The 25580-nt window shown below is 59.4% G+C and carries 25 protein-coding genes and 3 pseudogenes; 18 read left to right on the forward strand and 10 right to left on the reverse strand.

The window, feature by feature from the left end:
* Nucleotides 1-321 precede the first annotated feature (321 nt).
* Genes J2Y48_RS23010 through J2Y48_RS23020 form a run of 3 tightly spaced genes read left to right on the forward strand, consistent with a single transcriptional unit; the run spans nucleotide 322 to nucleotide 3968 of the window.
* Nucleotides 322-2304, forward strand: a complete 1983-nt coding sequence (locus tag J2Y48_RS23010; protein WP_310423179.1) for an acetyl/propionyl/methylcrotonyl-CoA carboxylase subunit alpha — start codon at nucleotides 322-324, stop codon at nucleotides 2302-2304.
* Nucleotides 2304-3149, forward strand: coding sequence for a hydroxymethylglutaryl-CoA lyase (locus J2Y48_RS23015; protein ID WP_310423183.1), 846 nt, complete (start codon nucleotides 2304-2306; stop codon nucleotides 3147-3149). The genes J2Y48_RS23010 and J2Y48_RS23015 overlap by 1 nt, the downstream gene beginning before the upstream one ends.
* Before the next feature lie 24 nt (nucleotides 3150-3173).
* Nucleotides 3174-3968, forward strand: a complete 795-nt coding sequence (locus J2Y48_RS23020; protein WP_310423185.1) for a crotonase/enoyl-CoA hydratase family protein — start codon at nucleotides 3174-3176, stop codon at nucleotides 3966-3968.
* Between the two features lie 36 nt (nucleotides 3969-4004).
* On the opposite strand, the gene J2Y48_RS23025 is transcribed toward J2Y48_RS23020, so the two are convergent.
* Nucleotides 4005-4841 (reverse strand): IclR family transcriptional regulator, encoded by an 837-nt coding sequence (locus J2Y48_RS23025; RefSeq protein WP_310423188.1) that lies wholly within the window; start codon nucleotides 4839-4841, stop codon nucleotides 4005-4007.
* Between the two features lie 251 nt (nucleotides 4842-5092).
* Nucleotides 5093-5650: a LuxR C-terminal-related transcriptional regulator gene (locus tag J2Y48_RS23030; RefSeq protein WP_310423191.1), complete on the reverse strand. Its 558-nt coding sequence runs from the start codon at nucleotides 5648-5650 to the stop codon at nucleotides 5093-5095.
* 112 nt (nucleotides 5651-5762) lie between these two features.
* On the opposite strand from J2Y48_RS23030, the gene J2Y48_RS23035 reads away from it, so the two are divergent.
* The 3 genes and pseudogenes from J2Y48_RS23035 to J2Y48_RS23045 form a co-directional block, all read left to right on the forward strand.
* On the forward strand, nucleotides 5763-6479 hold the full coding sequence (locus J2Y48_RS23035) for a CoA transferase subunit A (RefSeq protein ID WP_310423194.1): 717 nt from the start codon (nucleotides 5763-5765) through the stop codon (nucleotides 6477-6479).
* Nucleotide 6480: 1 nt separating this feature from the next.
* A complete protein-coding gene (locus J2Y48_RS23040) occupies nucleotides 6481-7125 on the forward strand; it encodes a 3-oxoacid CoA-transferase subunit B (protein WP_310423197.1) in 645 nt (214 codons plus the stop codon).
* Between the two features lie 128 nt (nucleotides 7126-7253).
* Nucleotides 7254-7666 (forward strand): annotated as a pseudogene (locus J2Y48_RS23045) (acetyl-CoA C-acetyltransferase); the annotation flags it as partial.
* A gap of 188 nt (nucleotides 7667-7854) precedes the next feature.
* Here J2Y48_RS23045 and J2Y48_RS23050 read toward each other — a convergent pair.
* Complete coding sequence (locus J2Y48_RS23050) at nucleotides 7855-8760, reverse strand: LysR substrate-binding domain-containing protein (RefSeq protein ID WP_310423200.1); 906 nt, start codon at nucleotides 8758-8760, stop codon at nucleotides 7855-7857.
* A gap of 195 nt (nucleotides 8761-8955) precedes the next feature.
* Between J2Y48_RS23050 and speB the strand changes: the two genes are divergently transcribed.
* The 10 genes from speB (at nucleotide 8956) to J2Y48_RS23100 (ending at nucleotide 18747) form a co-directional block, all read left to right on the forward strand.
* A complete protein-coding gene (gene speB / locus J2Y48_RS23055; protein ID WP_405030299.1) occupies nucleotides 8956-9951 on the forward strand; it encodes an agmatinase in 996 nt (331 codons plus the stop codon).
* A 143-nt stretch (nucleotides 9952-10094) separates the two neighbouring features.
* Complete coding sequence (locus tag J2Y48_RS23060; RefSeq protein WP_310423448.1) at nucleotides 10095-11147, forward strand: ABC transporter ATP-binding protein; 1053 nt, start codon at nucleotides 10095-10097, stop codon at nucleotides 11145-11147.
* A gap of 3 nt (nucleotides 11148-11150) precedes the next feature.
* Nucleotides 11151-12077 (forward strand): ABC transporter permease, encoded by a 927-nt coding sequence (locus J2Y48_RS23065; RefSeq protein WP_310423204.1) that lies wholly within the window; start codon nucleotides 11151-11153, stop codon nucleotides 12075-12077.
* Nucleotides 12070-12882, forward strand: a complete 813-nt coding sequence (locus J2Y48_RS23070; RefSeq protein WP_310423207.1) for an ABC transporter permease — start codon at nucleotides 12070-12072, stop codon at nucleotides 12880-12882. The genes J2Y48_RS23065 and J2Y48_RS23070 overlap by 8 nt, the downstream gene beginning before the upstream one ends.
* A gap of 19 nt (nucleotides 12883-12901) precedes the next feature.
* The gene (locus J2Y48_RS23075) at nucleotides 12902-13936 is read left to right on the forward strand and encodes an extracellular solute-binding protein (protein WP_405030292.1); all 1035 of its coding nucleotides are present in this window, start codon (nucleotides 12902-12904) and stop codon (nucleotides 13934-13936) included.
* Nucleotides 13937-14049: 113 nt separating this feature from the next.
* Nucleotides 14050-15477 (forward strand): amidase, encoded by a 1428-nt coding sequence (locus J2Y48_RS23080; protein WP_310423210.1) that lies wholly within the window; start codon nucleotides 14050-14052, stop codon nucleotides 15475-15477.
* Between the two features lie 51 nt (nucleotides 15478-15528).
* Nucleotides 15529-16317, forward strand: coding sequence for a 3-hydroxybutyrate dehydrogenase (locus tag J2Y48_RS23085; protein ID WP_310423213.1), 789 nt, complete (start codon nucleotides 15529-15531; stop codon nucleotides 16315-16317).
* A 1-nt stretch (nucleotide 16318) separates the two neighbouring features.
* Complete coding sequence (locus J2Y48_RS23090) at nucleotides 16319-16909, forward strand: thioesterase family protein (RefSeq protein ID WP_310423217.1); 591 nt, start codon at nucleotides 16319-16321, stop codon at nucleotides 16907-16909.
* 34 nt (nucleotides 16910-16943) lie between these two features.
* The gene (locus J2Y48_RS23095) at nucleotides 16944-17819 is read left to right on the forward strand and encodes a 3-keto-5-aminohexanoate cleavage protein (RefSeq protein WP_310423220.1); all 876 of its coding nucleotides are present in this window, start codon (nucleotides 16944-16946) and stop codon (nucleotides 17817-17819) included.
* 64 nt (nucleotides 17820-17883) lie between these two features.
* Entirely contained in the window at nucleotides 17884-18747 is an 864-nt protein-coding gene (locus tag J2Y48_RS23100) for an aldo/keto reductase (protein WP_310423223.1), read from the forward strand.
* A 379-nt stretch (nucleotides 18748-19126) separates the two neighbouring features.
* Here the strand turns inward: J2Y48_RS23100 and J2Y48_RS23105 are convergent.
* From J2Y48_RS23105 to J2Y48_RS23125, 5 genes and pseudogenes are all read right to left on the reverse strand, one after another.
* A pseudogene (locus J2Y48_RS23105) lies at nucleotides 19127-19874 on the reverse strand (IS6 family transposase).
* A 162-nt stretch (nucleotides 19875-20036) separates the two neighbouring features.
* Nucleotides 20037-20861: a DUF429 domain-containing protein gene (locus J2Y48_RS23110; protein ID WP_310423226.1), complete on the reverse strand. Its 825-nt coding sequence runs from the start codon at nucleotides 20859-20861 to the stop codon at nucleotides 20037-20039.
* Nucleotides 20862-21185: 324 nt separating this feature from the next.
* Nucleotides 21186-22538, reverse strand: a complete 1353-nt coding sequence (locus tag J2Y48_RS23115; RefSeq protein WP_310423229.1) for a HAMP domain-containing sensor histidine kinase — start codon at nucleotides 22536-22538, stop codon at nucleotides 21186-21188.
* A complete protein-coding gene (locus J2Y48_RS23120; protein WP_310423232.1) occupies nucleotides 22535-23200 on the reverse strand; it encodes a response regulator transcription factor in 666 nt (221 codons plus the stop codon). The genes J2Y48_RS23115 and J2Y48_RS23120 overlap by 4 nt, the downstream gene beginning before the upstream one ends.
* Nucleotides 23200-23529, reverse strand: coding sequence for a PepSY domain-containing protein (locus J2Y48_RS23125; RefSeq protein WP_310423236.1), 330 nt, complete (start codon nucleotides 23527-23529; stop codon nucleotides 23200-23202). The genes J2Y48_RS23120 and J2Y48_RS23125 overlap by 1 nt, the downstream gene beginning before the upstream one ends.
* Nucleotides 23530-23635: 106 nt before the next feature.
* Between J2Y48_RS23125 and J2Y48_RS23130 the strand changes: the two genes are divergently transcribed.
* Together J2Y48_RS23130 and J2Y48_RS23135 are read left to right on the forward strand one after the other, a co-directional pair.
* Nucleotides 23636-23902: a PepSY domain-containing protein gene (locus tag J2Y48_RS23130; RefSeq protein WP_310423239.1), complete on the forward strand. Its 267-nt coding sequence runs from the start codon at nucleotides 23636-23638 to the stop codon at nucleotides 23900-23902.
* Between the two features lie 45 nt (nucleotides 23903-23947).
* On the forward strand, nucleotides 23948-24478 hold the full coding sequence (locus J2Y48_RS23135) for a calcium-binding protein (protein WP_310423242.1): 531 nt from the start codon (nucleotides 23948-23950) through the stop codon (nucleotides 24476-24478).
* A gap of 92 nt (nucleotides 24479-24570) precedes the next feature.
* Here the strand turns inward: J2Y48_RS23135 and J2Y48_RS23140 are convergent, their stop codons facing one another.
* Entirely contained in the window at nucleotides 24571-25173 is a 603-nt protein-coding gene (locus tag J2Y48_RS23140; RefSeq protein WP_310423245.1) for a LysR substrate-binding domain-containing protein, read from the reverse strand.
* 268 nt (nucleotides 25174-25441) lie between these two features.
* Nucleotides 25442-25525: pseudogene (locus J2Y48_RS23145) on the reverse strand (LysR family transcriptional regulator); the annotation flags it as partial.
* Between the last annotated feature and the right edge of the window lie 55 nt (nucleotides 25526-25580).

Raw genomic sequence — 25580 nt, forward strand, 5'->3', positions numbered from 1 at the left:
GCGGCTCTGGGACGACGGCATCGTCGATCCGCGCAAGAGCCGCGACGTGCTCGGGCTATCGCTCTCGGCCGCCCTCAACGCCCCGATCGAACCGAGCCGGTTCGGCCTGTTCCGCATGTAGGTTCCGGGCCTAATCCAACCCCTGACAAATCCAACCTCGTAAGTGACGGTGTACCTGCCGGAACGGCAGTATGCGACGCAGAGCCGGGAATCCGCAGCGAGGTACTGTGCGTCTTCGCCCCGGCGCGACGGAGCGCCATCTTCGACGATCGGTGGCTGCTCGAAGTGGAAGCGGTCGCCGCGCAATAACCGGGAGAAACGATGTTCAAGAAGATCCTGATTGCCAATCGCGGCGAAATCGCCTGCCGGATCATCCGTACGGCCCGCAAGCTCGGTGTAGCGACCGTCGCGGTCTATTCGGATGCGGATCGCGCCGCGCTGCATGTAGCGATGGCAGACGAGGCCTTTCACGTTGGCCCGCCGGAGGCGGCGCTGAGCTATCTGCACATCGGTGCGATCATCGCCGCGTGCAAGGCGAGCGGTGCTGAAGCCGTGCATCCGGGCTATGGCTTTCTTTCGGAAAACCCCGCCTTCGTCGAGGCTGTCGAGGCGGCGGGTCTTGTCTTCATTGGTCCCTCGGCGAGGGCCATCCGGGCCATGGGGTTGAAGGATGCCGCCAAGGCGTTGATGGAGGAGGCCGGCGTGCCCGTCGTGCCGGGCTACCACGGCGACGAACAGGAGGCAGGTTTCCTTGCCGCGCAGGCTGAGGCGGTCGGCTACCCGGTGCTGATCAAGGCCCGCGCCGGCGGCGGTGGTAAGGGCATGCGCAAGGTCGAGCGGCCGCAGGATTTTGCCGCAGCCCTTTCGAGCGCGCGACGCGAGGCCGAGGCGTCGTTTGGCGACGGACGCGTTCTGGTGGAAAAATACATGGCCAAGCCGCGCCACGTCGAGGTGCAGGTGTTCGGTGACAACCACGGCAACGTCGTGCATCTGTTTGAGCGCGACTGCTCGGCCCAGCGCCGGCACCAGAAGGTCATCGAGGAAGCGCCGGCGCCGGACATGAGCGCAGAGATGCGCGAGGCCATGGGCTCGGCGGCGGTGCGCGCCGCGCAGGCGATCGGCTACAGCGGTGCCGGCACGGTGGAGTTTATCGCCGATGTTTCCGACGGGCTGAGGGGCGACCGCTTCTTCTTCATGGAAATGAACACCCGCCTGCAGGTGGAGCACCCCGTCACGGAGGCGATCACCGGGCTCGATCTCGTCGAATGGCAGTTGCGCGTGGCGGCGGGCGAGCCGCTGCCGAAAAAACAGGACGAGCTTGCGATCGACGGCTGGGCCTTCGAAGCGCGCATCTATGCGGAAGATCCGGCCCGCGGTTTCCTGCCAGCAACCGGCCGGTTGGCGCGCTTCGACGTTCCAGACGGGGTTCGCGTCGATTCCGGCGTGCGCGCTGGCGACGAGATCACCGCCTTCTACGATCCGATGATCGCCAAGGTGATCGCCCATGGTGCGGACCGGACCGAGGCGCTCGGCCGGCTTGCCGGCGCGCTTGATCGATGCCGGATCGCCGGCCTGACGACCAATACGGGCTTTCTGGGTAGGCTGTGCCGCGAGCCGCAATTCGCTACAGGCGATGTCGACACCGGCCTGATCGAACGGGCGGGCGCCGCGCTGTCCAGCGAAGATGCCACTGACCCTCAGGCCTTCGGGCTTGCCGCGATGGTGGCGCTTGGCCTGCTGCACCCACCAGGCGGTCGCGACCCGTGGGATACGTTGCGCGGCTTCCGCCTGTGGCAGACGGCGAGGCAGGCGGTTGAGCTCGAATACCGTGGCGAGCGTCACGAGATTTTTCTCTCGATTGGCGAGAACGGCAGATGTTCGGTTGAATTCGATGGCTCGGTGTTCGATCTCTTGGTCCGGGTCGTTGGGGGCTGCGACGTTCAACTGGAGAGCGGGGGACGCACGACTCGTGCCACTGTGGTTTGCGATGAGGACGCCTTCTTTATTTTCCACAATGGGAAGAGCGCGGTTTTTCATTTGCATGAGCAAGATGGTGACGTGGCGGACTCAAACACAGGCGGCAACCGCCTTCTCGCACCAATGCCGGGTTTCATCCGGCTCGTGTTGGTCGCGCCGGGCGTCAGGGTTACCAAGGGCGATCCGCTCATTGTGATGGAAGCGATGAAGATGGAGCTTGCGCTTTCGGCGCCACGCTGCGGCGTGATTACCACGATTGCCGCTACCGCCGGCGACCAGGTGAGCGAAGGTATGGTGTTGCTGGAACTTGGCGTAGAGGAAGGCTGATGGGTGAATTCGTCGAAATCGTTGAAATGGCCGCGCGCGACGGCCTGCAAAATGAAAAGCGGATGATTCGGGCGGCCGAGAAAATTGGATTGATCGACCGGCTATCGGTCTGCGGTTTCCGCCGGGTCGAGGCGACCAGCTTCGTCAGCCCGAAATGGGTGCCGCAACTCGCCGATGGCGGAGAGGTGATGGCAGGGATCATCCGTCGCCCGGAAGTAAGCTTTTCGGTGCTTGTGCCGAACATGAAGGGCTATCAATCGGCACGGGCCGCGAGCGCCGACGAGGTGGCGATCTTCGTTTCCGCCTCGGAAGGCTTTTCACGTGCTAACATCAATTGCTCGATCGCGGAAAGCCTCTCCCGGCTGCAGCCGGTCGCCGTCGCGGCACGGGCTGACGGCATTCCATTGCGTGGCTACGTCAGCTGTGTCGTCGCCTGTCCCTATGACGGGCCGACTCCGCCCGCGATGGTCGCCGATGTGGCGGACAAGTTGTTCGCTCTCGGCTGTCATGAGGTGAGCCTCGGCGACACGATCGGGCGCGGAACACCGGAGGAGATCACGAAGATGCTCGATGCCGTGCTGGCGCGCGTGCCGGTAGACAAACTCGCTGGGCATTTTCACGACACCGGCGGCTGCGCGCTCGACAACATCCGCGTCAGTCTCGACAAGGGACTGCGGGTCTTCGATGCTACGGCCGGAGGCCTTGGCGGATGCCCCTACGCGCCAGGGGCGAAGGGCAATGTCGATACGGTTGCCGTCGCCCGGATGCTGGAAGCGATGGGGTATGCCACCGGTTTGGACATGGATTTGCTGGTGGACGCTGGGGCGTTTGCCGCGACCTTGTGAAGGTGCAGGAGGGGGCGTTCGGCGATGAATTTCGAGACGATTTCGGTTGCGGTGGATGAACGTGGTGTGGCGGTGCTGACGCTCGCCCGTCCAGACCAGCACAATGCCCTTTCGGGGCAAATGATTGGCGATTTGACGAGCGCTGCCGCGCGGCTTGGGGTCGATCCCAAGGTGCGGGTGGTTGTCCTCACCGGCGCGGGCACGAGCTTCTGCGCGGGTGCTGATCTCAAATGGATGAAGGAGCAGGTTAATGCCACCCGCGAGCAGCGCATCACCGAAGCGCGCAAGCTCGCCCTGATGCTGAAGGCGCTCCGCGAACTGCCAAAGCCGCTGATCGGCCGCGTGAATGGGCAGGCCTATGGCGGTGGCGTCGGCCTGATCACCGTCTGCGATGCAGCAATCGCCACAGCCGGGGCACGCTTCGGCCTGACGGAAACCCGCCTCGGCCTCATCCCTGCGACGATCAGCCCCTATGTGGTCGACCGGATCGGCACCGCCGCGGCCCTTCGCTATTTTTCTTCCGCACGGTTCTTCGCAGCGAGTGAGGCACGTTCCGTTGGTCTTGTGAGTGCCGTGGTAGAACAGGATGAACTGGATGCGGCGATCGAGGTCGAGATCGGCCCCTATTTCTCCACGGCACCGGGTGCGGTCGCTGCGGCAAAGGCGTTGGTCCGGGCCGTCGGTCAGCCGATCGAAGAGCAGGTAATCGAAATGACCCTGACGCGGCTTGCCGATACTTGGGAGACGGCAGAAGCGCGCGAAGGCCTTACGGCCTTTATCGAAAAGCGCCCGTCATCATGGAAAGCGCAAGCGAGCTAACGCCGCTCGGAACGTCTGGCCGGTTCTTGGCGCACATCATCGCACGCCGCGCGACCCTTTGCGCGCCAGCCGGCGTACAGCGTGGCCATTGAGGGGGCCAAGCAGTTTAGTCATGCGCGTTTCGATCTCGTGTGCCTCCTCAAGCAGCCAGGACGCAATGTTGGAGCGTCTTTCCGGGACCATCCGGCTGGTGATCGCCCCAACACCCAACGCAGCAACAGCTTCGCCATTGGCGCCGAGAACCGGGACACCGATCGCGGTCATGCCGGGGGCAACGCGGCCTGGATTGTAGGCGAAGCCCTGTTTGCGCGTCTCCTCGACGAAGCCGAAGACCTCGGTAGCGGAGATGTTCCAAGCCTTCATCGCAGTCGCATTGACCGCAATGGCGCGACTAACGAAGTCGTCCGGCTGAAACGCCAACAAAGCCAAACTACCGGCCCCAACTCCGAGCGGTCGCTTGTCCCCGACATCAAGAGTTAGCGTTTTGATCGGATAATCGCCCTCAAAACGTTCGATACACACCGATTCATAGTTCCGTCGGATCGACATATACACCGTGTCGCCGGTGCGCTCGGTCAAACGCTCCATCGAGGGATGGGCAATATCGCGCAAGCCGTAGCGGTTGGCGGCTATCGCACCGAAATAGCTTAGATCCATGCCAAGATAATAGGCGCCGGAAGCCTCATCCTGCTCGAGCAAACCCAGTTGTGCGAGCGCACCTAAAAAACGATGGGCGGTTGAGCGGCTGAGCCCGGTCGCTTCGGCTACATCGGCGAGCTTGGCACCGGATGGGCCGATTTCGGCGACCACGCGCAATGTCAGCATCGCCCGTTCGAGGCTTTGCATGCCCTGCAGCGGTTCTTTTTCTCGCATGTGTCGTTTGCCCTTGGTCTCAGTGACTGGGATCGCATATTGATTGTCAGGAAATCGAAGTCAAGCAAATGCGAGATGTCGATGCGGCCAAATTCACAACGATCCCTGCTTGACCGCGGGGATGCCAATTCTAACTCCTGCGATCGTACCAAGCCATTGAAATTGCTCGCGCGGGGTTATTGGGGTGCAAAGCGACAAGGATCTCTCAACGGAACGACGAATTGCCACTCGTGACTTGTGATCCGAGAAATTCAACTAGAATTCTGGGTACTGAACCAGGCAACTAGCTCAGCAGCATTGGTAAGACGCGCCGCCTTCATAAGTCTTGCTCGGTGAGATTCCACGGTTCGGACCGATATAGCAATTTCCTCGGCGATCTGTGCGCTCGTCTTTCCCTGGGCGACTAGCGTTGCTATCTGGCGCTGCCTGTCGGTCAGCCGGATCTTGCCGAGTACAACGGGGCGTGTAAGCGCCTGAAAACAATAGATTGCCTGCGCAAAGGGATCAGTCGGATGCCGGGTTCGACCATGGACCCGGCACCAGAATCGATGACCATCGCTCGCGGTCATTATACGTTCGTCATAGTATGTCTTCCCGCCCGGAAGATGAGCGCCCCACATGTGGCCCGTGCGGACGAAGTCGGCATGTTTAGGATAAAGGCGGGCGAAACTCCTGTCGACCAAGTCGGACCGACTGTATCCAAAGAGTTCGGAAAACTCTTCATTGCAATCCCTAATGATCCGGTGAGTCGCATACACCATCGGAACCGGCAGTTCCCTCAAATTGAAGCGCAGAACTGGGTCGTCCACGAGATACCTCAAATTCGGAATAACGCAGTATTTATACTGCTAACCGATTGGCGCCATCAAGCGCTACTGTTCGGCACTGCCGCTCGCGGCCCTGCTTTCGTGGAGGAAACAATTGCGTAAAATTATCGTGGACGCTTCGCAAGTGCTTGCCGAAGTGCTCACCGACGGCATGACGATCATGTCGGGCGGGTTTGGGCTGTGTGGAATCCCATCAACCCTCATCGAGGCGGTTCGTCTATCAGGCGTCCGCGACCTTACGTTCATCTCCAACAACGCCGGTGTTGACGGTTTTGGTCTTGGGATACTTTTGCGTACACGGCAGATCAAGAAGATGATCTCGTCTTATGTTGGTGAGAACAAGCTCTTCGCGGAACAGTTCCTTACAGGAGAGCTTGAACTCGAATTTAACCCACAGGGTACCCTCGCGGAGCGAATCCGCGCCGGCGGCGCGGGAATTCCTGCATTCTACACAAAAACGGGTGTCGGGACGCTAATCGCCGACGGTAAGGAGGTTCGCCGCTTTGGCGGAGAAGACTACGTGATGGAGACAGGCCTTGTTGCAGATATCGCGCTTGTCCATGCGTGGAAAGGTGATACCGAAGGCAATCTCGTTTATCGCAAGACGGCGCGCAACTTCAACCCGATGATGGCGACCGCTGCGAAGCTGACGATTGCCGAGGTTGAAAACCTTGTTTCCATAGGCGAGATCGATCCTGACTCCGTCCACACACCCGGTGTGTTTGTCCAAAAGATCCTACACGTGCCAAATCCGGAAAAGCGGATTGAGCAGAGGACAGTTCGCCCGACGATCCAGGTTGAGGTAGCTTGATATGGCATGGACACGTGAACAGATGGCTGCGCGCGCCGCACACGAAATCCGCGATGGTTTTTACGTGAATCTGGGTATCGGAATCCCGACTCTTGTCGCAAACTTTATCCCTGACGATATTGAAGTCACACTTCAAAGCGAAAATGGAATGCTCGGAATGGGGCCGTTCCCCTTTGAAGGGGAAGTGGACGCTGACCTCATTAATGCCGGCAAACAGACGATAACCGAGTTGAAGAAGACAAGCTATTTCTCCTCTGCCGACAGTTTCGCGATGATCCGAGGCGGTCATATCGACCTATCGATCCTCGGTGCCATGCAGGTGTCCGAATCTGGCGACCTCGCCAACTGGATGATACCTGGGAAGATGGTCAAGGGGATGGGCGGAGCGATGGACCTCGTTGCCGGCGTCAAGCGCGTTGTTGTCGTTATGGAGCACGAAGCGAAAGGCCAGCCCAAACTTATGAAGGAGTGCAACCTTCCTCTAACAGGTCGTCGCGTTACCGATATGGTGATCACGGATCTTGGCGTGATCAAGGTAGCACGCCATGGTGAGCCGAAAATGACTTTGATCGAGTTGGCTGATGGAGTTTCGGTCGACGAAGTCGTGGCAAAGACGGCCGCCAGAGTGTCCATCGATCTCAGATAATCGTATCACTGCCTTCCCAAAATTTCCTCACTAGCGGGAAGGACTTTAGGTTCTCTCGCATTCTCCAATCATCAATAAGTGGGATTGCAAACAATCGCTTAGACATCAATAGTCACCGCTAACGCCGCCGCGCCGCGGTCGGATCCTTCAACGGAGCCTTCGCCAACACGCCTCCGCATGAGCTTGGTGCCAGAGCCATTTCGGCGGTTCTGGAGCGCGCGGGGCGAAAGTGACGTCCAGGTGCTTGCAGACTGCCTGGAAGGCAGCCATCCCTGCGCGCCGTAGCGCTTGGTATGCAGTAGATCGCCACCGGCGATGCCAGCATCATCGTTGGAATCTATGTCCATGACACCACTCTGCGCACATCTGCGTGGCAGCGTGGGCGACTTAAGTTGTTCGACACGATGACCAAGGACGTGACCGACGCATTCTACCGCTACCATATGGCATAACGGCCGAGAACATCGCTAAACGGTGGCACCTCTCCCGCGGCGAACAGGATGCTTTCGCTAAGGGCGAAATCTTTCCCTTCACGATCAAGACACTATTATTGTCGACGGCGACGAGAACATCCGCAGGCGAGGTAAAGCGGGAAAAGAGGGCGAGACGCGGCCCACCTAAACTGGCCATCCGACGTGCGGTCATAGCCGCGCTCTCAAACCACCGTCCCCACAACGATGTCCACCTGCCGCATCCAAATCACCCCAAATCAATTCTGCCAAAGTAGGGCTAGTACGCAGAAGGAACTTCGCAAATTTCGGCAAACAACCACTCCAGAAATGCCATTGCTATCGAGGTTTTCTGGATTCCGTCTCGACAGACGATATATAGCGCCTTGGGGGCAGGAACTCGCAAGCCCAAAGGAGCCAACAGACGTCCGCTGCGGAGAGCGCCTTGAGCGTTAAGTTGGTCCCCCAACGCAACGCCATATCCATGGATCGTGGCTTCCAATGCGATGTGGGCGTCGGAAAGATACTCTTGCTGGTGGTGGAGTAAACCTCCGGCGCCAACGGCCCTGAACCAGGATTCCCATTCCAGGCCATCATCCGCGTGCAACAGTATGTGGTGCTTCAGATCCTCAGCGCAACGCAATGGAGAAGAAGTTGCCACCGATGGGCTGATGACTGGAAAGAGGAAGAGTTCTGAAAGCAGATGAACCCAGCAGTCCGGCCAATTCCCATCGCCATACCTTATCGCGATATCTATACCCGCGGTATAGATTTCAGGAGTGCTGTTGGATGGAGCCAAATGCACCCTTATACCCGGGATGCTCTGCCTTATCCGCCCCAGTCGCGGTATGAGCCAGTAAAACAAGAAAGCCGGAGTGCAGCTTAGGTGCAGGTCCCCTTCCGAGAGCGGCTTCTCGATTTTTGCGACTGCACCAGCGATCATTCCGAACGCTGTCGAAACCTCAGAGTAGAGGAGCGTGCCGGCTTCGTTCGGCAAAACCCTCCCGTGGCTCCTCTTCAGCAGCGGCATTCCCATTGAATCCTCGAGTATGCGCAACTGGTGACTAACCGCACTTTGCGTCACATGAAGCTCGGCAGCCGCTCCGGAGATCGCCTTATGCCGGACGACCGCCTCGAAGGTTTTTAGTGGGTTAAGAGGCGGAAGACGGCGGCGCGCGCTGCTCATTTATGAGTTTTTCTCTTATTTGATGCGAAAATTTTCTCATTTGTAATAAATTTTCTTTCCGCGCACAATCTCTTCAGCCGATGGAGGAATGTCTGATCCGAAAAATTGGACGAGCGGCGTAGTATTAGGAGGAAAAATATTGTGACTTGGAACGCGGAACGATTGTCCGCGCTGCGCGCGCAGTTTGGCGACCGGATGCTGACGCCGGAATACAAGCGCATAGCCGAAATTATTTCTGAACGTGGCCGGCGCGAGTTCCCGTATTCTGGCATGCCTACACTTCTCGACGCACCTGCTCGCATGATTGATCCCGACGGGCGTGACTTGGAAGGGCTTCAAGTCGCCCTGTTTGGCGTTCCTATGGATCTCGCCGTGACCAATCGGGCTGGCTCCCGTTTTGGTCCCCGGGCGCTGCGATCGATTGAACGCGTAGGACCCTACAACGACGCCCTCGGATGCGCGCCGGTCCATGAGATGGCCGTTGCCGACATCGGCGATGTGCCGTTCCGAAGCCGGTTCGACCTAACACAAAGCCATGAAGACATCGAGCACCACGTCGAGCAGATCGTGCAAGCCGGAGTCATTCCGCTTGCCGTGGGTGGCGACCACTCGATCACGCACCCGATCCTCAAGGCGCTGGGAAGGGACCACCCAGTCGGTTTGGTCCACATCGATGCCCATTGCGATACAGCTGGGCCTTACGATGGCGAAAAGTTCCATCATGGCGGGCCGTTCCGCAACGCCGTGCTCGACGGTGCACTCGATCCGACACGCACGATTCAGATCGGTATCCGTGGCTCGGCCGAGTATGTATGGGAGTTCTCCACGATCTCCGGAATGACGGTTGTGCATGCGAGAGACGTATCCAATTTGGGAATCCCAGCGATTGTCGCAAAGGTCCGTGAGGTCGTTGGTGATGGGCCGACCTATCTCTCCTTCGACATAGACAGCCTAGATCCCTCCTTCGCACCCGGAACCGGAACGCCGGAAGTTGGCGGATTGACCACGCGTGAGGCCTTGGCCCTTCTCCGCGGTATGAAGGGCCTCAATCTCGTAGGCGGCGATGTAGTGGAGGTTGCCCCGGCATATGATCCCACGACCAATACAGCACAGACCGGCGCGCAGGTACTCTTCGAGATTCTGAGCCTCCTGATGTTCAGTCCATCTCTTAAAAGGGAGGCAAAGGCATGAGGGGCGAACGCATCGCGCACCCGGCAGAAACGTCGTCGGACGCATTAGACCGTGCTGAGATGCGCATCCTGTCGGGTCGGGTTAACCACGGGGACGAAATGGATCAGAGCCAGATGAAGACTACTCACGGCGGCGCCATCGGTATGCGCAGCATCAAAAAGTGGTTCGGTAACTTCCAAGCCGTCGATGACGTGACATTGGATATTCGACCGAACGAGTTCTTCACGCTTCTCGGTCCATCCGGCTGCGGCAAGACCACGCTTTTGCGGATGATCGCCGGATTCGAGCTTCCGACCGAGGGCCAGGTCCTGCTCGATGGCAAGGATATTTCAAGCCTTCTGCCGAACCATCGCCCGGTCAACACGGTCTTCCAGAACTACGCGCTCTTCCCGCATCTCACTGTTGCTGAGAACATCGGCTTCGGCCTTAAGATGCTTGGCAAACCCAAGGGCGAGATTGAAACGGTCGTTGCGCGGATGCTCAAGCTCGTGCATCTCGAGGGACGCGGCACCAATCCGGTAACACAGCTTTCCGGTGGACAGCAGCAGCGTGTGGCGTTGGCTCGCGCACTCGCGCCACAGCCGAAAGTGCTGTTGCTCGACGAGCCGCTTTCGGCCCTTGACCTGAAGCTGCGTAAGTCGATGCAGATCGAGCTGAAGCGACTTCAGGCAGAAACAGGCATCACCTTCGTTTTCGTTACGCACGACCAAGAAGAAGCTCTGACGATGTCGGATCGTATCGCGGTCATGTCAAATGGTCAGGTACGTCAGGTCGGCAGCGCGCGTGAGATCTACGATCGTCCGGCGGACCGCTTTGTTGCCGACTTCATCGGCGAAACGAACTTCCTCGAGGGGAAGCTCGTCGGAACTGACGGGGCAGTCGCCTCGGTTCAGCTAAAGGCAGGCGGCACCATTCATGCAGGATTACCGCAGGGCGGTGCGCCGAAAGGGGAATTGAGCGTGGTGGTCCGTCCCGAACATGCGGAATTGGCAGCAGCCGGCGCGGGGACTTTCGACGGAACGCTGAGCGAAGTGATCTATTTCGGTACCGACACGCACTATCACGTCAAGCTCGATGACGGTGGCACCCTCATTATCCGCCAACAGAACACGCGTTCCGGGGCTTCGGCTCCCGAAGCGGGTGCTCGCGTCGGGATCCGGCTCGGCGAAAATGCCGCGCAAATTCTGAGGGACTAGACCATGGCTCTCAACGATACACGAGCCGGTGAGGCTCGTCAGAAAAAAGACGTTCGCGACCGGTGGCTGTTAAGCTCACCGGCACTCCTCCTCATCCTGGCGGCGGGCGTTGGTCCGCTCCTCATCATTATTCTTTATTCCTTCCTTGCGCCCGGCAATTACGGCGATGTGAAATGGGAGTTCTCGACCGAAGGCTGGTTCAACGTATTCTTCTCGCGTGACATCTTCGACGACACCGTCTCGCTCGCGAATGCGCATTTCGAGATCATCTGGCGGTCCGTCAAGCTTGCACTCGCGACGACGGCGCTGTGTGCCATCTGCGGGTTTCCGACTGCCTATTTCATCGCGACGCGTCCGCCCCATAACCGCTCGGTCTGGCTGTTCCTGATAACCATACCGTTCTGGACGAACATGCTGATCCGTGCCTTCGCGATCCAGGAACTGATCCGGATAGAGGGCATATTAAACGAGTTCCTGCTGACAATTGGTTTAATTTCTCAGCCGATCCAGATGCTGTATACAGACTTTTCTATTTTGCTCGGCATGACCTACGTGCACCTCCCGCTGATGGTGTTGCCGCTCTATGCGAGCATGGAGAAGCTGGATTTCCGGCTCATCGAGGCGTCTTATGATCTTTATGCCAGCCGCTGCAATGTGCTTCTCAAGGTTATCGTTCCGCTGGTCAAGCAAGGCCTGATCGCCGGTTCCATTTTGGTTTTCATTCCGGCGTTGTCGTCCTACGTCATCCCACGTGTTCTCGGCGGCGGAAAGAGCATGATGATCGGCAACCTGATCGAGCTGCAGTTCGGACAGGGGCGTAACTGGCCGCTTGGCTCGGCACTTTCGGTAACGCTTGTCATCATTGTCTTGTTTGCAATGTTGTACTACGTCCGCAATGCCGGAAAGTCCGGAGGCAGCGCCCATGGCTAAATCGTTTTCGATCAAGCGCCTGCCGGGCTTCTCGACCATCGCGATGATCTCCTTCTTCGCGTTGTACCTGCCGATAGCAACGCTTGTCGTCTATGCGTTCAACTCGGGTACCTCCATTGCGACATGGGAAGGCTTTTCTCTTCGCTGGTTTGAGTCAGCCTGGAACAACGATCTTGTTATCGAAGCATCGATCCGATCGCTTAAAATTGCATCGGTCGCCGCCGTGGTGGCAACGATCTGCGCGACCCTGGCTGCGTTGGCGACAACGCGCACAGCCGCGTATCGGGGCATGACGTTCAAGTATGCCTTCATCAATCTGCCACTGCTGGTCCCGGAGATCGTTACCGCGGTGGCGTTGCTGATCTTCTTCTCGTACATCAAAGTCTGGACCGGCTATTCCGGCCTCGGATACCTTATGATCTCGCATGCGGCCTTCTGCGTTCCGTTCGCTTACTTGCCGATCCGAGCACGTCTTGAAAGCATGGACCTCTCCCTCGAGCGAGCTGGGGCCGACCTCTACGCTACGCCGTTCAAGGCTTTTCGATACGTAACCTTGCCGCTCTTGTGGCCGGGCATTCTAGCGGGGCTCATGCTGGCTTTCGTAATCTCGCTCGATGACGTCGTTATCACCGAGTTCGTCAAGTCAGGCGGCCAGGATACGCTTCCGACCTACATGCTAGGCCAGCTCCGCCGTGTGGTGACGCCGGAGATGAACGCAATCTCGACCGTATTCCTGCTGATTTCGTTAGCGATTGTGACGGTCTTCTTCTTCCTTACCAGGAACCCTCAAAAGCATAACTACTAGTCAAAAAGGGAGAGCTGCAATGAAGCCTATACTGGGACTCGCAACTATTACTATGTGCCTCCTCACCGGGACGGCGTCCGCCCATGCCGAGGGTGAATTGAACATTTACAATTGGGGCAACTACACCAGCCCTGACCTGGTCAAGAAGTTCGAGGAAACGTACAGCGTGAAGGTCACCGTCACAGACTACGATTCCAGCGACACTGCGCTTGCTAAGGTACGCCAAGGCGGCCACGGCTTCGACCTTGTGATGGTGTCATCCAGTAGCGTAAGCGTCTGGATCAAAGAAGGACTGGTGCTGGAAACTCGTCCAGACCAGATGGAGAATTTCAAGAACATGGATCCGAAATGGGTCGATGTTCCCTTTGACTCGGGCCGGCATTATTCCATTCCATGGCAGTGGGGTACGACCGGGGTGAGCGTAAACACTTCCCTATATTCTGGCGATCCGAACACTTCGGCCATTTTCCTGAACCCTCCCGCGGAGCTGGTTGGCAAGATCAATGTCGTCCCTGAAATGAACGATGTGATGTACTTGGCGATCGCATATGAAGGCGGAGCACCATGTAGTGGCGACCGTGAAATTCTGAAGAAGGTACGTGACGCCCTAACGGCCGCCAAGCCCAAGTGGCTGTCGATGGATTATGGGACCAATGACCGTTTGGCTAAGGGGGACATCGCAGGCGGCGCCAATTTCAGCGGTTCCTCCTTCCGCTCTCGTCTAATGAACGACAAGATTACCTACGGCTATCCGAGGGAAGGCTTCCCGATCTGGATGGACAATGTGATGGTGTTGAAGGATGCCCGGAACGTCGAGAATGCCAAGCTCTTCCAGAACTTCATGATGGATCCGGAAAACGCCGCAATAAACTCTTCGTTCACCCGCTACGCCAACGCCATCAAGGGCTCGGAAAAATTCATGCCCGAGGACATGAGGGCGGCGCCGGAAGTGAACCCGCCTGCTGAGCTCCTCCAGAAGGGCAAGTTCCTGATGACCTGCCCCGCCGAGGTGCAGGAGATCTACACAAGAATTTGGACAGAACTGATGAAGTAGAAGGTCGGTATAATTACCATAAAGACCGAAAACAAAGTCTTTTTCTTTTTTCATTGGCGCGAAGCGATGTTCGAAAATGCAGCGCTTCGCACACTATAGTTGGATATCATGTGATGGAAGACCTCGAACTTTGCTATATGACCGCGACCGAATCACTGCGCCGCTTCCGAGCAAAGACTCTTTCGCCTGTGGAGCTCATGGCGGCGGTGATTGCACGCGCGGAAAAGACGAGCGCCAAGGTCAACGCGTTTACCTACACTCATTTCGACGAGGCGATGACGCTCGCTAAAAGGGCCGAGGCCAAATACGCTACGGGCGCTCGGACCAGCGCCTTGGAAGGTCTCCCAATCGGGGTCAAGGATGAGAGCGACATCAAGGGTAAGCCAACCTCAAGCGGATCTCTGATAACGCAGGATTACGTCGCCGATCGTTCCTCGACGATCAATGAGCGGATATTGAAGGCCGGCGGCATCGTGCATGCGCGCACGGCGACGCCGGAGTTTTGCTGCGCAGCCTACACCTGGTCACATCGTTGGGGGGTGACGCGCAACCCTTGGAATACTGAGTTCACGACGGGAGGCTCATCGGGCGGCACTGGCGCATCGCTCGCGTCCGGGACATCAGCGCTTGCCACCGGCTCGGATATAGGTGGCTCCATCCGCACTCCCGCTTCTGCCTGCGGCGTTGTTGGCTACAAGCCACCCTATGGCCGAAATCCCAATGATCCTCCTCTAAACCTCGATTTCTACTACCATTCCGGACCGCTGGCGCGGTCTGTTGAGGATGTAATCCTGCTGCAGAACGTCATGGCTGGTCCGAGCCCGCTCGACATAGCGTCGTTGCGACCAAAGCTGCGGCTGCCGAGAAGCTTTGGAGCGATCAGGGGCTGGAAGATCGGCTATTCGATCGATCTCGGGGGCTTCGAGGTTGATCCGGAGGTACGCAGAAATACGCTGGCTGCGCTTGATGTTTTGCGAGCGCTTGGTGCCGAGGTTCAGGAAGTCGATTTAGGCTGGGGTCCGGAGGTACTCGATGCTAGCGACGCATATTTGAACCACCTTTGCGGTGCGCTCCTCGCCGAATACGTGCCCGAGCAGGCCCACCTGATGACAAGTTACGCCCGAGCGTTTGCGGAGGGCAGCGCCAAATCGACGCCAGCGGACTTCGTTGCCAGTCTGGAAGTTGCTGGCAGGATGTATCTTACGCTCGGGCCGCTGCTCGAGAAATACAATGTGTTGATTTGTCCGACGACTGCGTTGCCGGCTGTGCCAGCCGAGTTCGACGAGACCAGGGATGAAATCAGGATCAACGGCAAGTTGGTTCATCCTGCGCTCGGCTGGGTGATGACAACGCCCTTTAATATGATGAGCCGCTGCCCCGTTCTATCTGTACCGTCTGGTCACGCATCCAACGGCGTGCCGACTGGCATGCAGATCATCGGTCGCACCTATTGCGATGCGGACGTGTTCAGAGCCGGCATGGCCTACGAAGAGGCCGTCGGCGGCTGGTACGGCGACAATGCCAGACGCCCGAAGCTGTAAATGCTTCGGTTGACGGCGAACCCTTCTTTGTCAACGTTTTGTGAGAATCCCATGCGTCCACTCAGCTCGAAAAATGCGATCGTCACAGGTTCGACCAGCGGCATCGGACTTGCGATTGCGCGCGCCTTCGCTGCCGAAGGTGCCAACATAACCCTCAATGGACTAGGCGATGCCGATGCCATTGAATTGGAGCGCGCCGGCATCGAAAGGGATTTCGGTGTCAAATGCCGATACTCAGCCGCCAACATGATGAATGGCCAGGAGGTTGCCGCGCTGGTGCGCGAAGCCGAAAAAACCTTCGGAACTCTCGACATTTTGGTCAACAATGCAGGCATACAGTATGTCGCGCCGATCGAGGAATTCCCCGAAGACAAATGGGACGCGATTATTCGCATTAACTTGACTGCGCCCTTTCACGCCATAAAGGCGGCGCTTCCCGGCATGAAGTCGCGCAATTGGGGTCGCATCATCAATATCGCCTCCGTGCACGCCTTGGTCGCCTCACCGTTCAAATCGGCCTATATATCCGCCAAGCATGGCCTCGCCGGACTGACCAAGACGGCCGCGCTTGAAGGGGCAGCCCACGGTGTAACGGTCAACGCTATCGCTCCTGGCTATGTGTGGACTTCGTTGGTCGAAAAGCAGATCCCCGATACGATGAAGGCGCGCAACATGACTGAGCAAGAGGTCAAGCGCGATGTTCTACTTGCTGCTCAGCCGACTAAGGGATTTGTGACAGTTGAGGAAATCGCCGCGCTCGCAGTCTTCCTCTGCTCGGATGCGGCAAAGCAGATGACCGGTGCGGTTCTACCCGTGGACGGCGGTTCAACGGCCGAGTAGCATGTCAGAGTTGCGCGAACAAGTCATGGCCCATGCTGGTGACCGGATGGAGATGGATAACTCCGTCGGACCTTCAGCGACCGCGGCAACTCTCGGCCTAGTCGAGAGACCCCTTGTCGACGTTGCGCAGCTGGACTCCGCTTCTGGCGTAATTCTCGCGCGAACGGAAGGGGTCGTCACGGCCGCACAATGCGACCTTAATGATCATCTCAATATGGCCGAATATCTAAAGATCATCGACAGTCTTTCAGGTCTGACTCTCGACGAGATCGGTGTCGGTGAGGCCTATGTCGCATCACAAAGGAAGTCGTTCTTTGCCAGCAGAGTGGCTATTCGCTATCTGCTGGAGATGACGTGCGGTGTTTCCTACGTGGCGGAAGCCAGGTTGCTTGCTTTTGATCGCCGCAGGCTGCTGACCTACTTCTGTCTCTACAACGGCGAAAACGGACAACTGGTTGCGAAAGCCCTGCTTGAATGGGCGCATGTAGATCTATCGTCCCGCCGAGCACTCGATCTTCCCGCTAGCCTGGCGAATACCTTCGATAGAGCCTCTCATCTGTTTGTTGAGAGGCTTCCTAAAATAACACTATGACCGCGCTGACGAGCGGTAAGATTCGGAGAAACCAATGGGTCGACCAGTTATAATCACCTGTGCGGTGACAGGCAGCGCGGACACCACAGCCAAAAGCCAGCACGTGCCTGTCACGCCGGAGCAAATCGCGGCAGCAGCAGTTGATGCGGCGCAGCGCGGTGCAGCAATCGTGCATTGTCACGTTCGTGATCCGCAGACTGGTGCGCCGTCTCGCGATCCTCGGCTCTTTACAGAGGTTACACGATTGATCCGGGCGCAGGATCAGAACGTCATCATAAACCTAACTACAGGCATCGGTGCGGACCTCTTCTTCGATGCCGACGCCAAGCCTCTTCCTGTTTCCGATTTTATATCTCCGAACGAGAGAACAAAGCATCTGCAGCTCTGCAGGCCGGAAATATGCAGCCTCGACGTCGGCACCACGAACTTTGGGACGGATGACAGCGTGTTTATCAATATCCCTGATCATGTGCGTGCGATCGCAACGATTGCTTCGTCCCTCGGTATCAAGCCGGAAATGGAAGTATTTGAGCTTGGGCATCTTCGATTCGCCCTGCGCATGGTCGAGGAAGGCTTGATCGCGTCACCTCCATATTTCCAAATCTGTTTGGGAATTCCCTGGGCCGCGCCTGCCGATACCGATGCCATGGCGAGCTTCGTTCGGCGGTTGCCGCCGAAAGCGGTATGGAGCGCGTTCGGCATAGGTGCTGCGCAATTTCCGATGGCGGCGCAGGCAGTCATTCTTGGTGGTCATGTACGCGTTGGTCTAGAGGATAATCTGTATCTCGATCGAGGTGTTCTTGCTTCGAACGGTGACCTTGTTGATCGAGCCGTCCAAATTGTGCGCTTGCTGAACGACGAAGTCGCCTCGCCCAAACAGGCACGCGAAATCCTCGGACTTAAAAACTGAGCGTTCCGACGTCCGACACCTTAGGCCTCGCCCAATGACCATCACAAGATGAAAGGACCCGGGTATGAGTACCCTAAATGCAGCACTTTCTGGCACGTTTCGGATCGGAGGTGACTTACCTGTCGTGCGGCTTGGTTACGGTGCCATGCGCATAACCGGAGCGGGGATATGGGGTCCCCCCACGGACAAAGCCGCGTCGATACGCACATTGAAGCGAGTACGCGAATTAGGCATTAACTTTATCGACACGGCTGATTCCTATGGTCCTGACATTTCGGAGGGACTCATTCGTGAGGCATTGCACCCATATGAAGGACTGATTATCGCCACCAAAGCTGGACAGATGCGAGCCGGTCCCGATCAGTGGAAGCCAAACGGGCGTCCAGAATATCTGATAAGCCAAGCTCGGAAGAGCCTCAAGAAAATAGGCGTCGAGCAAATTGACCTGTGGCAGCTCCATCGAATTGACCCGGAAGTGCCGCAGGATGAGCAGTTCGGCGCCGTAAAGCAGCTGATTGACGAAGGCGTCATTCGTTACGTAGGACTGAGCGAAGTGTCCGTCGAACAGATTGAAGCCGCAAGAAAGACATTTCCTGTCGCGACAGTCCAGAACAAGTACAACTTAGTAAACCGCGCGAGCGAGGCGGTGTTAAACTACTGTGAAGCTCACAACATTGGGTTCATCCCGTGGTATCCGCTCGCGGCCGGTAAGCTGGCTCGACCGGGATCCGTTTTGGATGGGATTGCAAAGGCTTCCGGCGCTAGTCCAAGCCAGGTCGCCCTTGCGTGGGTGTTAAAACGCAGTCCAGTTATGATACCGATCCCGGGCACGTCCAGAGTCCATCACCTGGAGGAAAACGTTGCCGCGGTCGGCATCAAACTCTCTGATGACGATTTTGAAACCCTAAGCCGTGAAGGGAGAGAATGAACTCGAATATTACTTGGCGACAGACTAGTGCGTGATCAAGGAACCTGCTGAGAAGCGGGACGGAGTGGCGATCAAAAAGCACGCATTGCATTAGACTCGTTTTATCCACAGTGAATAGCCGAGCGGCGCCGGCTCCAGGAACTTGTCGAGATCGGCGCACTCTCCTCGGAGCGAGCGAAACCTCGATTCCCGGCTCGGCCCCTACATGCCACAGCGACTGAAGCTTATGCGCAAGGGGCGAGATCTCCAGAGGTAATCGAGTTCCACAACCGCAAGGAGGAACTAATCGCAGACGCGAAGGCGTTCGTTGCCATTGGCGGCTACAACGGCGATGTCACGTTGTTTCATCAACGCCCGGACAAGGCGTTTGTCTGTGACCTCAGGCAGCTGCACCGGTCACGGCTTGCCACTGCGCCATTGCGCGGATCCGATGAATGTGGGTGGCGAGGGCCGAGCGTTTCTGGCGCGGTGCGACGAAAAGATTTCGAACTGCTGAAAAGACCGAGACGAAACGTTGCAAGCCGCCGACAGATCGAAATCCCTGCATCATCCATTCTCGTTTTCGAAGTGGCACGTGAGTTCCGCACGATTGTTCAGGCCCTTGTGCGATCGATGCTCGACCGCGGGCATCACGTCCCGTCTTGCCGCTCCGTATGAGCGCAGTTTGTCGGTGACGATGCGCTTCGGCGTCAGGCCTTGCCTCTTCAGCAGTCTGACCAGCAATCGCTTGGCAGCTTTGGTATCGCGGCGGGCTTGGACGATCTCATCGAGAACGTAACCGTCCTGGTCAACAGCACGCCAAAGCCAATGTTTTCGGCCGCCGATGGAAATCACGACCTCGTCCACGTGCCAGATATCCTTTCGCGACGGCTTCTTTCTGCGCAACCGCTTCGCGTATGCCGCCCCGAATTTGCGGCCCCATCGCCGTATCGTTTCGTAAGAAACGACAATGCCGCGCTCCAACAGCATCTCCTCAACCAGCCGCAGGCTCAAAGGGAACCGGAAATACAGCCAGACCGCACGGGCGATGATCTGCGGTGGAAAGCGGTGGTTCTTGTAACTGATAGTCGGCGAGTTCATGCCAGCCGAAATATCCCGTAACCTTTAAGCTGTAGACAACGTGACATCGCCCGGTTGCATTCAACCACTCTGCCACCTCTCCGCATCGCCGGTTGGCGCCAAAAGGCGCGGTCGGGCAGGTCGACAGCGCAGCCTACGACGTTGCCAAGGTCAACGTTCCGGAGATGGGAGTGGCCGGCGTGTGCCGGCAACATCGAATTTGTTCTGTTTCATTTAACCGGCACATCCCGCAGCCGCGCAGCTGCGTGCAGTCTCTCGTGGACGCCGTTTATCGCCGGCGCAATCATATAGCCACTCTCCAGGTCGCCGATCATGACCGATTGGTCGCGCGGCGCGACAAGCCAATGCAATCCGATGAGTCCACAGATCACGGCGTCCACCTTATCCTGGTCAGCCTTTCTCGGTGCCTCGGAGCTCGCTACCACCGAACACCATTCGTCCAGGTGCCGCAGTGAACTGAGCATGCCAAAACGCCTGACGGCCTCGGCGACTGCCTGCCAGTGGTTGATGTTGAAACGCTTCCGGTTGGCAGGATTGTATTTCGGGGCGGCAAGTCTCGAGCAGAACGCGTTCTCGATTGCGGCCAGTGCCAGCGCTGGGAAGACTTCGAGCAGGAAGGTGCCGCTCGATGCTGTTCGTGCCAACTCGGGATCTTCAATCGCTCCCAGCGCCTGCTTGAAGCGCCAAATGGGGGCTGCGTCATCGAACATACCCTTCTTCGACTGGCTGGCCGGCTGAACGCCGCCTCCGATCCAGGAAATCAGCGAGCCGGCTACCTTATCGACCGGACGCGAGCCAGTGAGGTTCGGAACGATTGTCGGCTGATCCAATGCCACGAGGCACTTTTGAGCGTCCTTTCCCTCGCTTCGGATGACGTCCAGAGCCTCCGCAAACGAGGCTAGCCGTGGCGCAAGATGTAAATGCGCGCCGTCCCCATCTAGGCGAATGACACAGATTGCTCCTGGCGCTTTCGGATTGTCAGTCCAGGCCGAGTCGAAGCCGACGATTGAGGTGAAGTTCGCGTGCAAGTTCATCCCGCCTCGTAAGCTTGACGCAGAAGGGGCTGCGCTTTCTCGAAATCCGCCATCGATTTGAGCGTCACCTGCAGATCACCACTGCCGAAATGCCCGACGTTGCGAACATCGCGGGTAACCCATCGTGCGCCGGTGGTCGGGTGCCGAGCATCAATGGCGTAATTGCGTTGCCTGGTTGTGATCACTTTGGAAGCGAAGCCCCTGTTCTCTAACCAGGCGCCTACCGCCTGTGCGACCTGGTTTTCGTCCAGTGGAAGTCCCTCTGCCCGCCGGCATCGGTCTGATCGAGCGCCGCGGCGACACGGTGCAGCTGTTCAAACAGCTTCAGTCTGAATAGTCGGGTATCCGCGGAACGACGATCCGAGCCGCGAGGCCCGGCCGACGGTTTTCAAGCGTGAAGGCACCGCCCGCCTCCTCGACGAAACTTTCGACGATGGAGAGCCCGAGGCCCGCACCGTCGCTCGTCGTATCCAGCCGACCCCCGCGCTTCAAGGCGAGGCCGATCTCGCTCTCCGGAATGCCGGGACCGTCGTCCACGACCTCGATGACGGCGACGCCATCCTCCTTGCGTCCCGTTAGGCAGACGGTCGTCGCCGCATAGCGCGCGGCATTTTCCGCGAGGCTGCCCAGGATTTCCGCAAGGTCTTCCGCGTCGAGGCGGAGGTAGAGCCCTGCATCGATTTCCTGCTGCCAGTCGAGTTTCGCGCCGTTTGGAGTGCGCGCCACGACGCTGACGACCTGGTCGGCAACCTTCGCGAGGTCGCTCCGCGCCGCATGCGCCCGCTCCGCCTGTCGCGCGCGGGCCATTTCGTGGTCCACATGGCGGCGCATGCGCTCGATGACCGCCTCGATATCTCGCGCGATCCCCTCCTCGCCGCGCTCTCTGAGCCGCAGCACGTCGCCCGAAAGGATCTGCAGCGGCGTCTTGAACCCGTGCGCCAGATCCGCCGCCCGGGACCGCGCCTTGCGGAGTTGCTCCTCGCGGGACTGAAGGAGCCCATCGACCTCGCCCGTCAGCGGCAACACCTCGTCCGGAAAGTCGCTGCCGAGCCGTTCCGCCCGCCCGGCGCGGATGGCGGAGAGCCGGCCGGTGAGTGTCGTGAGCGGTCGAAGGCCGACAACGATCTGGATGAGGCTTGCGGCCAGGAGAAGCGCGGCGAGAACTTGCAAATAGGGCAGGAGATCGCCCTCGAACTCCGCCGTCGCCTGCACGATGTCGCTGCGATCGATCGCGACGGCGATGCGAAGCGGCCGACCTCCGCGCTGCTGCGGCGTCACGATTTCCCGTTCCACCATCAGCAGGTCCACACCGCCCGGCCCGTTCACGGTTTCTGTATGAATCCCGCCGCGCGCAATGTCGGGAAGCGTCAGCACGCTGTCCCAGAGGGACCGGGAGCGCAGCCGCGTTCCCTCGCCCTCGATCTGCCAGTAGAGACCGGACAGCGGCCGCTCAAAGCGCGGGTCCACGGGTGGCTTCGTGAGCTGGAGCGTCGCGCCGGACTGCTCGGCAAGCCCGGCAATGATCTGGTTCAGGTGGAGCACCAGTTCGGCGGCGATGCGGCGCTCCACATGGCGCTCGAACAGCGTCGACAGGATGAAAAAGGCCGCGACGAGGGCGGCAACGATCGATGCGGCGCCGGCGAGCGCCAGTCTCAGCCGCAGCGAACGCCGCGTCATGGCGCGCTTTCGCCCATATAGTAGCCGAAGCCGCGCCGCGTTCCGATGGCGACGGCGCCGAGCTTCTTGCGCAACCGCGCGACGAGCGCTTCCAGCGCATTGGCATCCCGCGAGAAATCGTCGCCGTAGAGATGTTCCTGCAGCTCGGTCGGCGGGACGATCCGGTCGCGGTGGTGCCCGAGATAGCTGACAAGGCGATATTCGAGCGGGGTCAGCGCCTGCGGCACGCCGTTGACGCTGACCCGCATCGCCCGCGTGTCGATCGTCAGCGGCCCGACGGCGATGGTCGCCGCGCCATGGCCGACGGAGCGGCGAATGAGCGCGCGCACGCGGGCGAGCAGTTCCTCGAATTGGAAGGGTTTCGGCAGATAATCGTCCGCCCCCGCATCGATCCCCTCGACGCGCTCGGCCCAGCTGCCTCGCGCCGTGAGCACGAGAACTGGCATGTGCCGGCCGTTCGCCCGCCAACGCTTCAGGAGCGACATGCCGTCGAGCCCGGGCAGGCCGAGATCGAGCACGATGAGGTCGAAATCCTCGGTATCGCCGAGAAACCAGGCGTCCTTGCCGTCCGTCGCCGTCTCGACCGTATAGCCGGCGCCCGTCAGCACGGTGGCGACATCGGCGGCGATCCGGGCGTCGTCCTCGACAAGCAGAAGGCGCATCAATCGTCCTCGATGACCGCCATCGACTTGGCATCGATCTGAAGCTCGATGATCTGCCCCGACGGCTGGATGAGTTCCAGCTCGTATATATACCGGCCATCCTCGTGCTCAAGCTCGACTTCGATCAGGTCGCCCTGAACATGCTTGCGCGCTTCGAGGATGATCTCCTCCAGCGGGCGCACAAGCCCCTGCTCCAGCGCGCGCCGCGCCTCCTCATGCTCGACAGCATCGTCTTCGTCATCGGCCTGCGCTCCCTTATGCGAGGCGGCAGAGAAGGCGAGGAGGAAGGCGCAGGTGAGCGCAACGGGGGAAAGCAGCTTCTGGAACATGATCCCTTCTACGCGACCGAAGCTGACAGAACGCTGACAGGCCCTGTCAGGCAGGCGACAGGCCGGCCATGCGAAACCGCTCCGACATCACAGGAAAGGACAAAGCATGACAAGAACGCTTCCCCTCGTCGCCGCCGGCCTTCTCAGCCTCGCCGTCGCCGCGCCGGCCCTCGCCCAGGCGACCCAGGCGCCGGCCCGCAAGACGCTCGAGCAGGTCGTCACCGACCTCTCCGCCAAGGGCTACACGATCCGCGAAATCGAGATGGATGATGGTCATTTCGAGGCGACCGTGATCACGCCGGAAAAGGTCCGCAGCGAAGCCAAGATCGACGGCGTGACCGGCGAGATCCTACGTATCAAGCCCAAGGACTGACGCCTCCCTCTTTCCCACCAAACGCATATCGAAAGGACTTTTCTCATGGCCAGACTGATCGGGAATTCCAGCGCGAACACGCTGAAGGGCAAATCCGCGGCCGACGACATCTTCGGCTACGGCGGCAATGACAAGCTCTATGGCTACGGCGGCAACGACGAGCTGTCCGGCGGAAACGGCAACGACTGGCTCTATGGCGGCACCGGCCATGACGAACTGGAGGGCGGCGCCGGAAACGACTGGCTCTATGGTGGCAGCGGGAACGATGAACTCGAAGGCGGCAGCGGCAACGATCGCCTCGATGGCGGCTCGGGCCGCAACGAGCTCGAGGGCGGCTCCGGCCGCGATACCTTCGTCTTCAAGACGGGGATTACCGAGATCGAGGACTTCCAGCGCGGCTACGACAAGATCGAGATCGCGACGTCGCTGGGCGTCGACAGCTTCGCGGACCTGCGCGCCATCGCCCGCACGACCGATGGCGGCGAGGACCTCGTCTTCGACTTCGGCAAGCACGAACTGCGGCTGGAAGACACGAAGCTCTCGCAGCTTTCGGCCTCGGATTTCCTCTTCGTCTGACCCACAACCCAACAAAAAAGGGCGCGCCGGCCTCCCGGCGGGCCCTTTCGCGTGTCCCCAGCCCGCTTAGCGCGGCAGCGTGCTCACGCCCATCAGCGATTCGTCGACGGCGCGCTCATCGTGAAACCGGCCATGGGATGCTGAAAGTGCGCGGCATCGATCTGATCGCCGTCGACAGCTTCGTCGCCGACACGCCGACCGCGACGTTGATCCGGCAGGTGCTCGGCGCAGTCGCCGCCCGTCATGTTCGTCAGCACGTCGGCCATGGTGCGAGCGAGCGCGCGAGCGGCAAGCGTCGGCTGCTTGTCGGCGTGGCGGATGGTGAGGGAAGAGCCGGGAAGCGGCGGCAGGAACACGCCGGCGGGCGCGGCCCGTACGCCGCTACCGATATCGCCTTCCGTGACCACGGCCACTGCGAGGCCGGCGCGCACCACGGCGAAGACGCCCTGCAGGCTCGTGCAAGTCACGATGCATCTCCAGGGCATGCCGTTCTGCTCCAGGGCGGCAAGCGCCGCGCCGCGATAGGCACAGGGGCCGCGCACCAGCGCGAGCGGCACGACGCCGTCGCTTGGCGGCACCCAGTTCGGCGCGGTGATCCACACCAGGTTTTCGGTGCACAGCACGTCGCTGTCCTGCATCGCGGCAACATCGCAAATGACGGCGAGGTCGATGTTGCGCTGACGCAGGTCCCGCATCAGGTCGTTCGACAGGGCCGCCGCGGATCTCGACGCCCACGCGCGGCTTTTCCGCCATGAAGTTGTTGAGCGCTACCGTGAGCGGGACGAAGAGGTAGTGGTCGTCCGGAACGCCCACTACCAGCGGGCCAGTCAGGAGATCGGGCTTGAAGCACTGCTCCATCTCCTCGATGGAGCGGACCACGCGCGTCGCATGCTCGATCAGTTCCCGCCCGTCGGAGCTCAGCGTGCAGGTTCGCATCGTCCGCTCGAACAGCTGCTTACCGAGATGGGTCTCGAGGCGGGCGATCTTGTGGCTGACGGTGGACTGCGTGAGATTCAGCCTCTCGGCCGCCTCCGAACCACGTGTCAAAATGCGATTGCGCTTCGCTGTGTTGCTTCTCAGCCGTCAGTGGCTTCGGTCGGAC

This window comes from Mycoplana sp. BE70 (genome assembly GCF_031455855.1).
Lineage (GTDB): Bacteria > Pseudomonadota > Alphaproteobacteria > Rhizobiales > Rhizobiaceae > Mycoplana.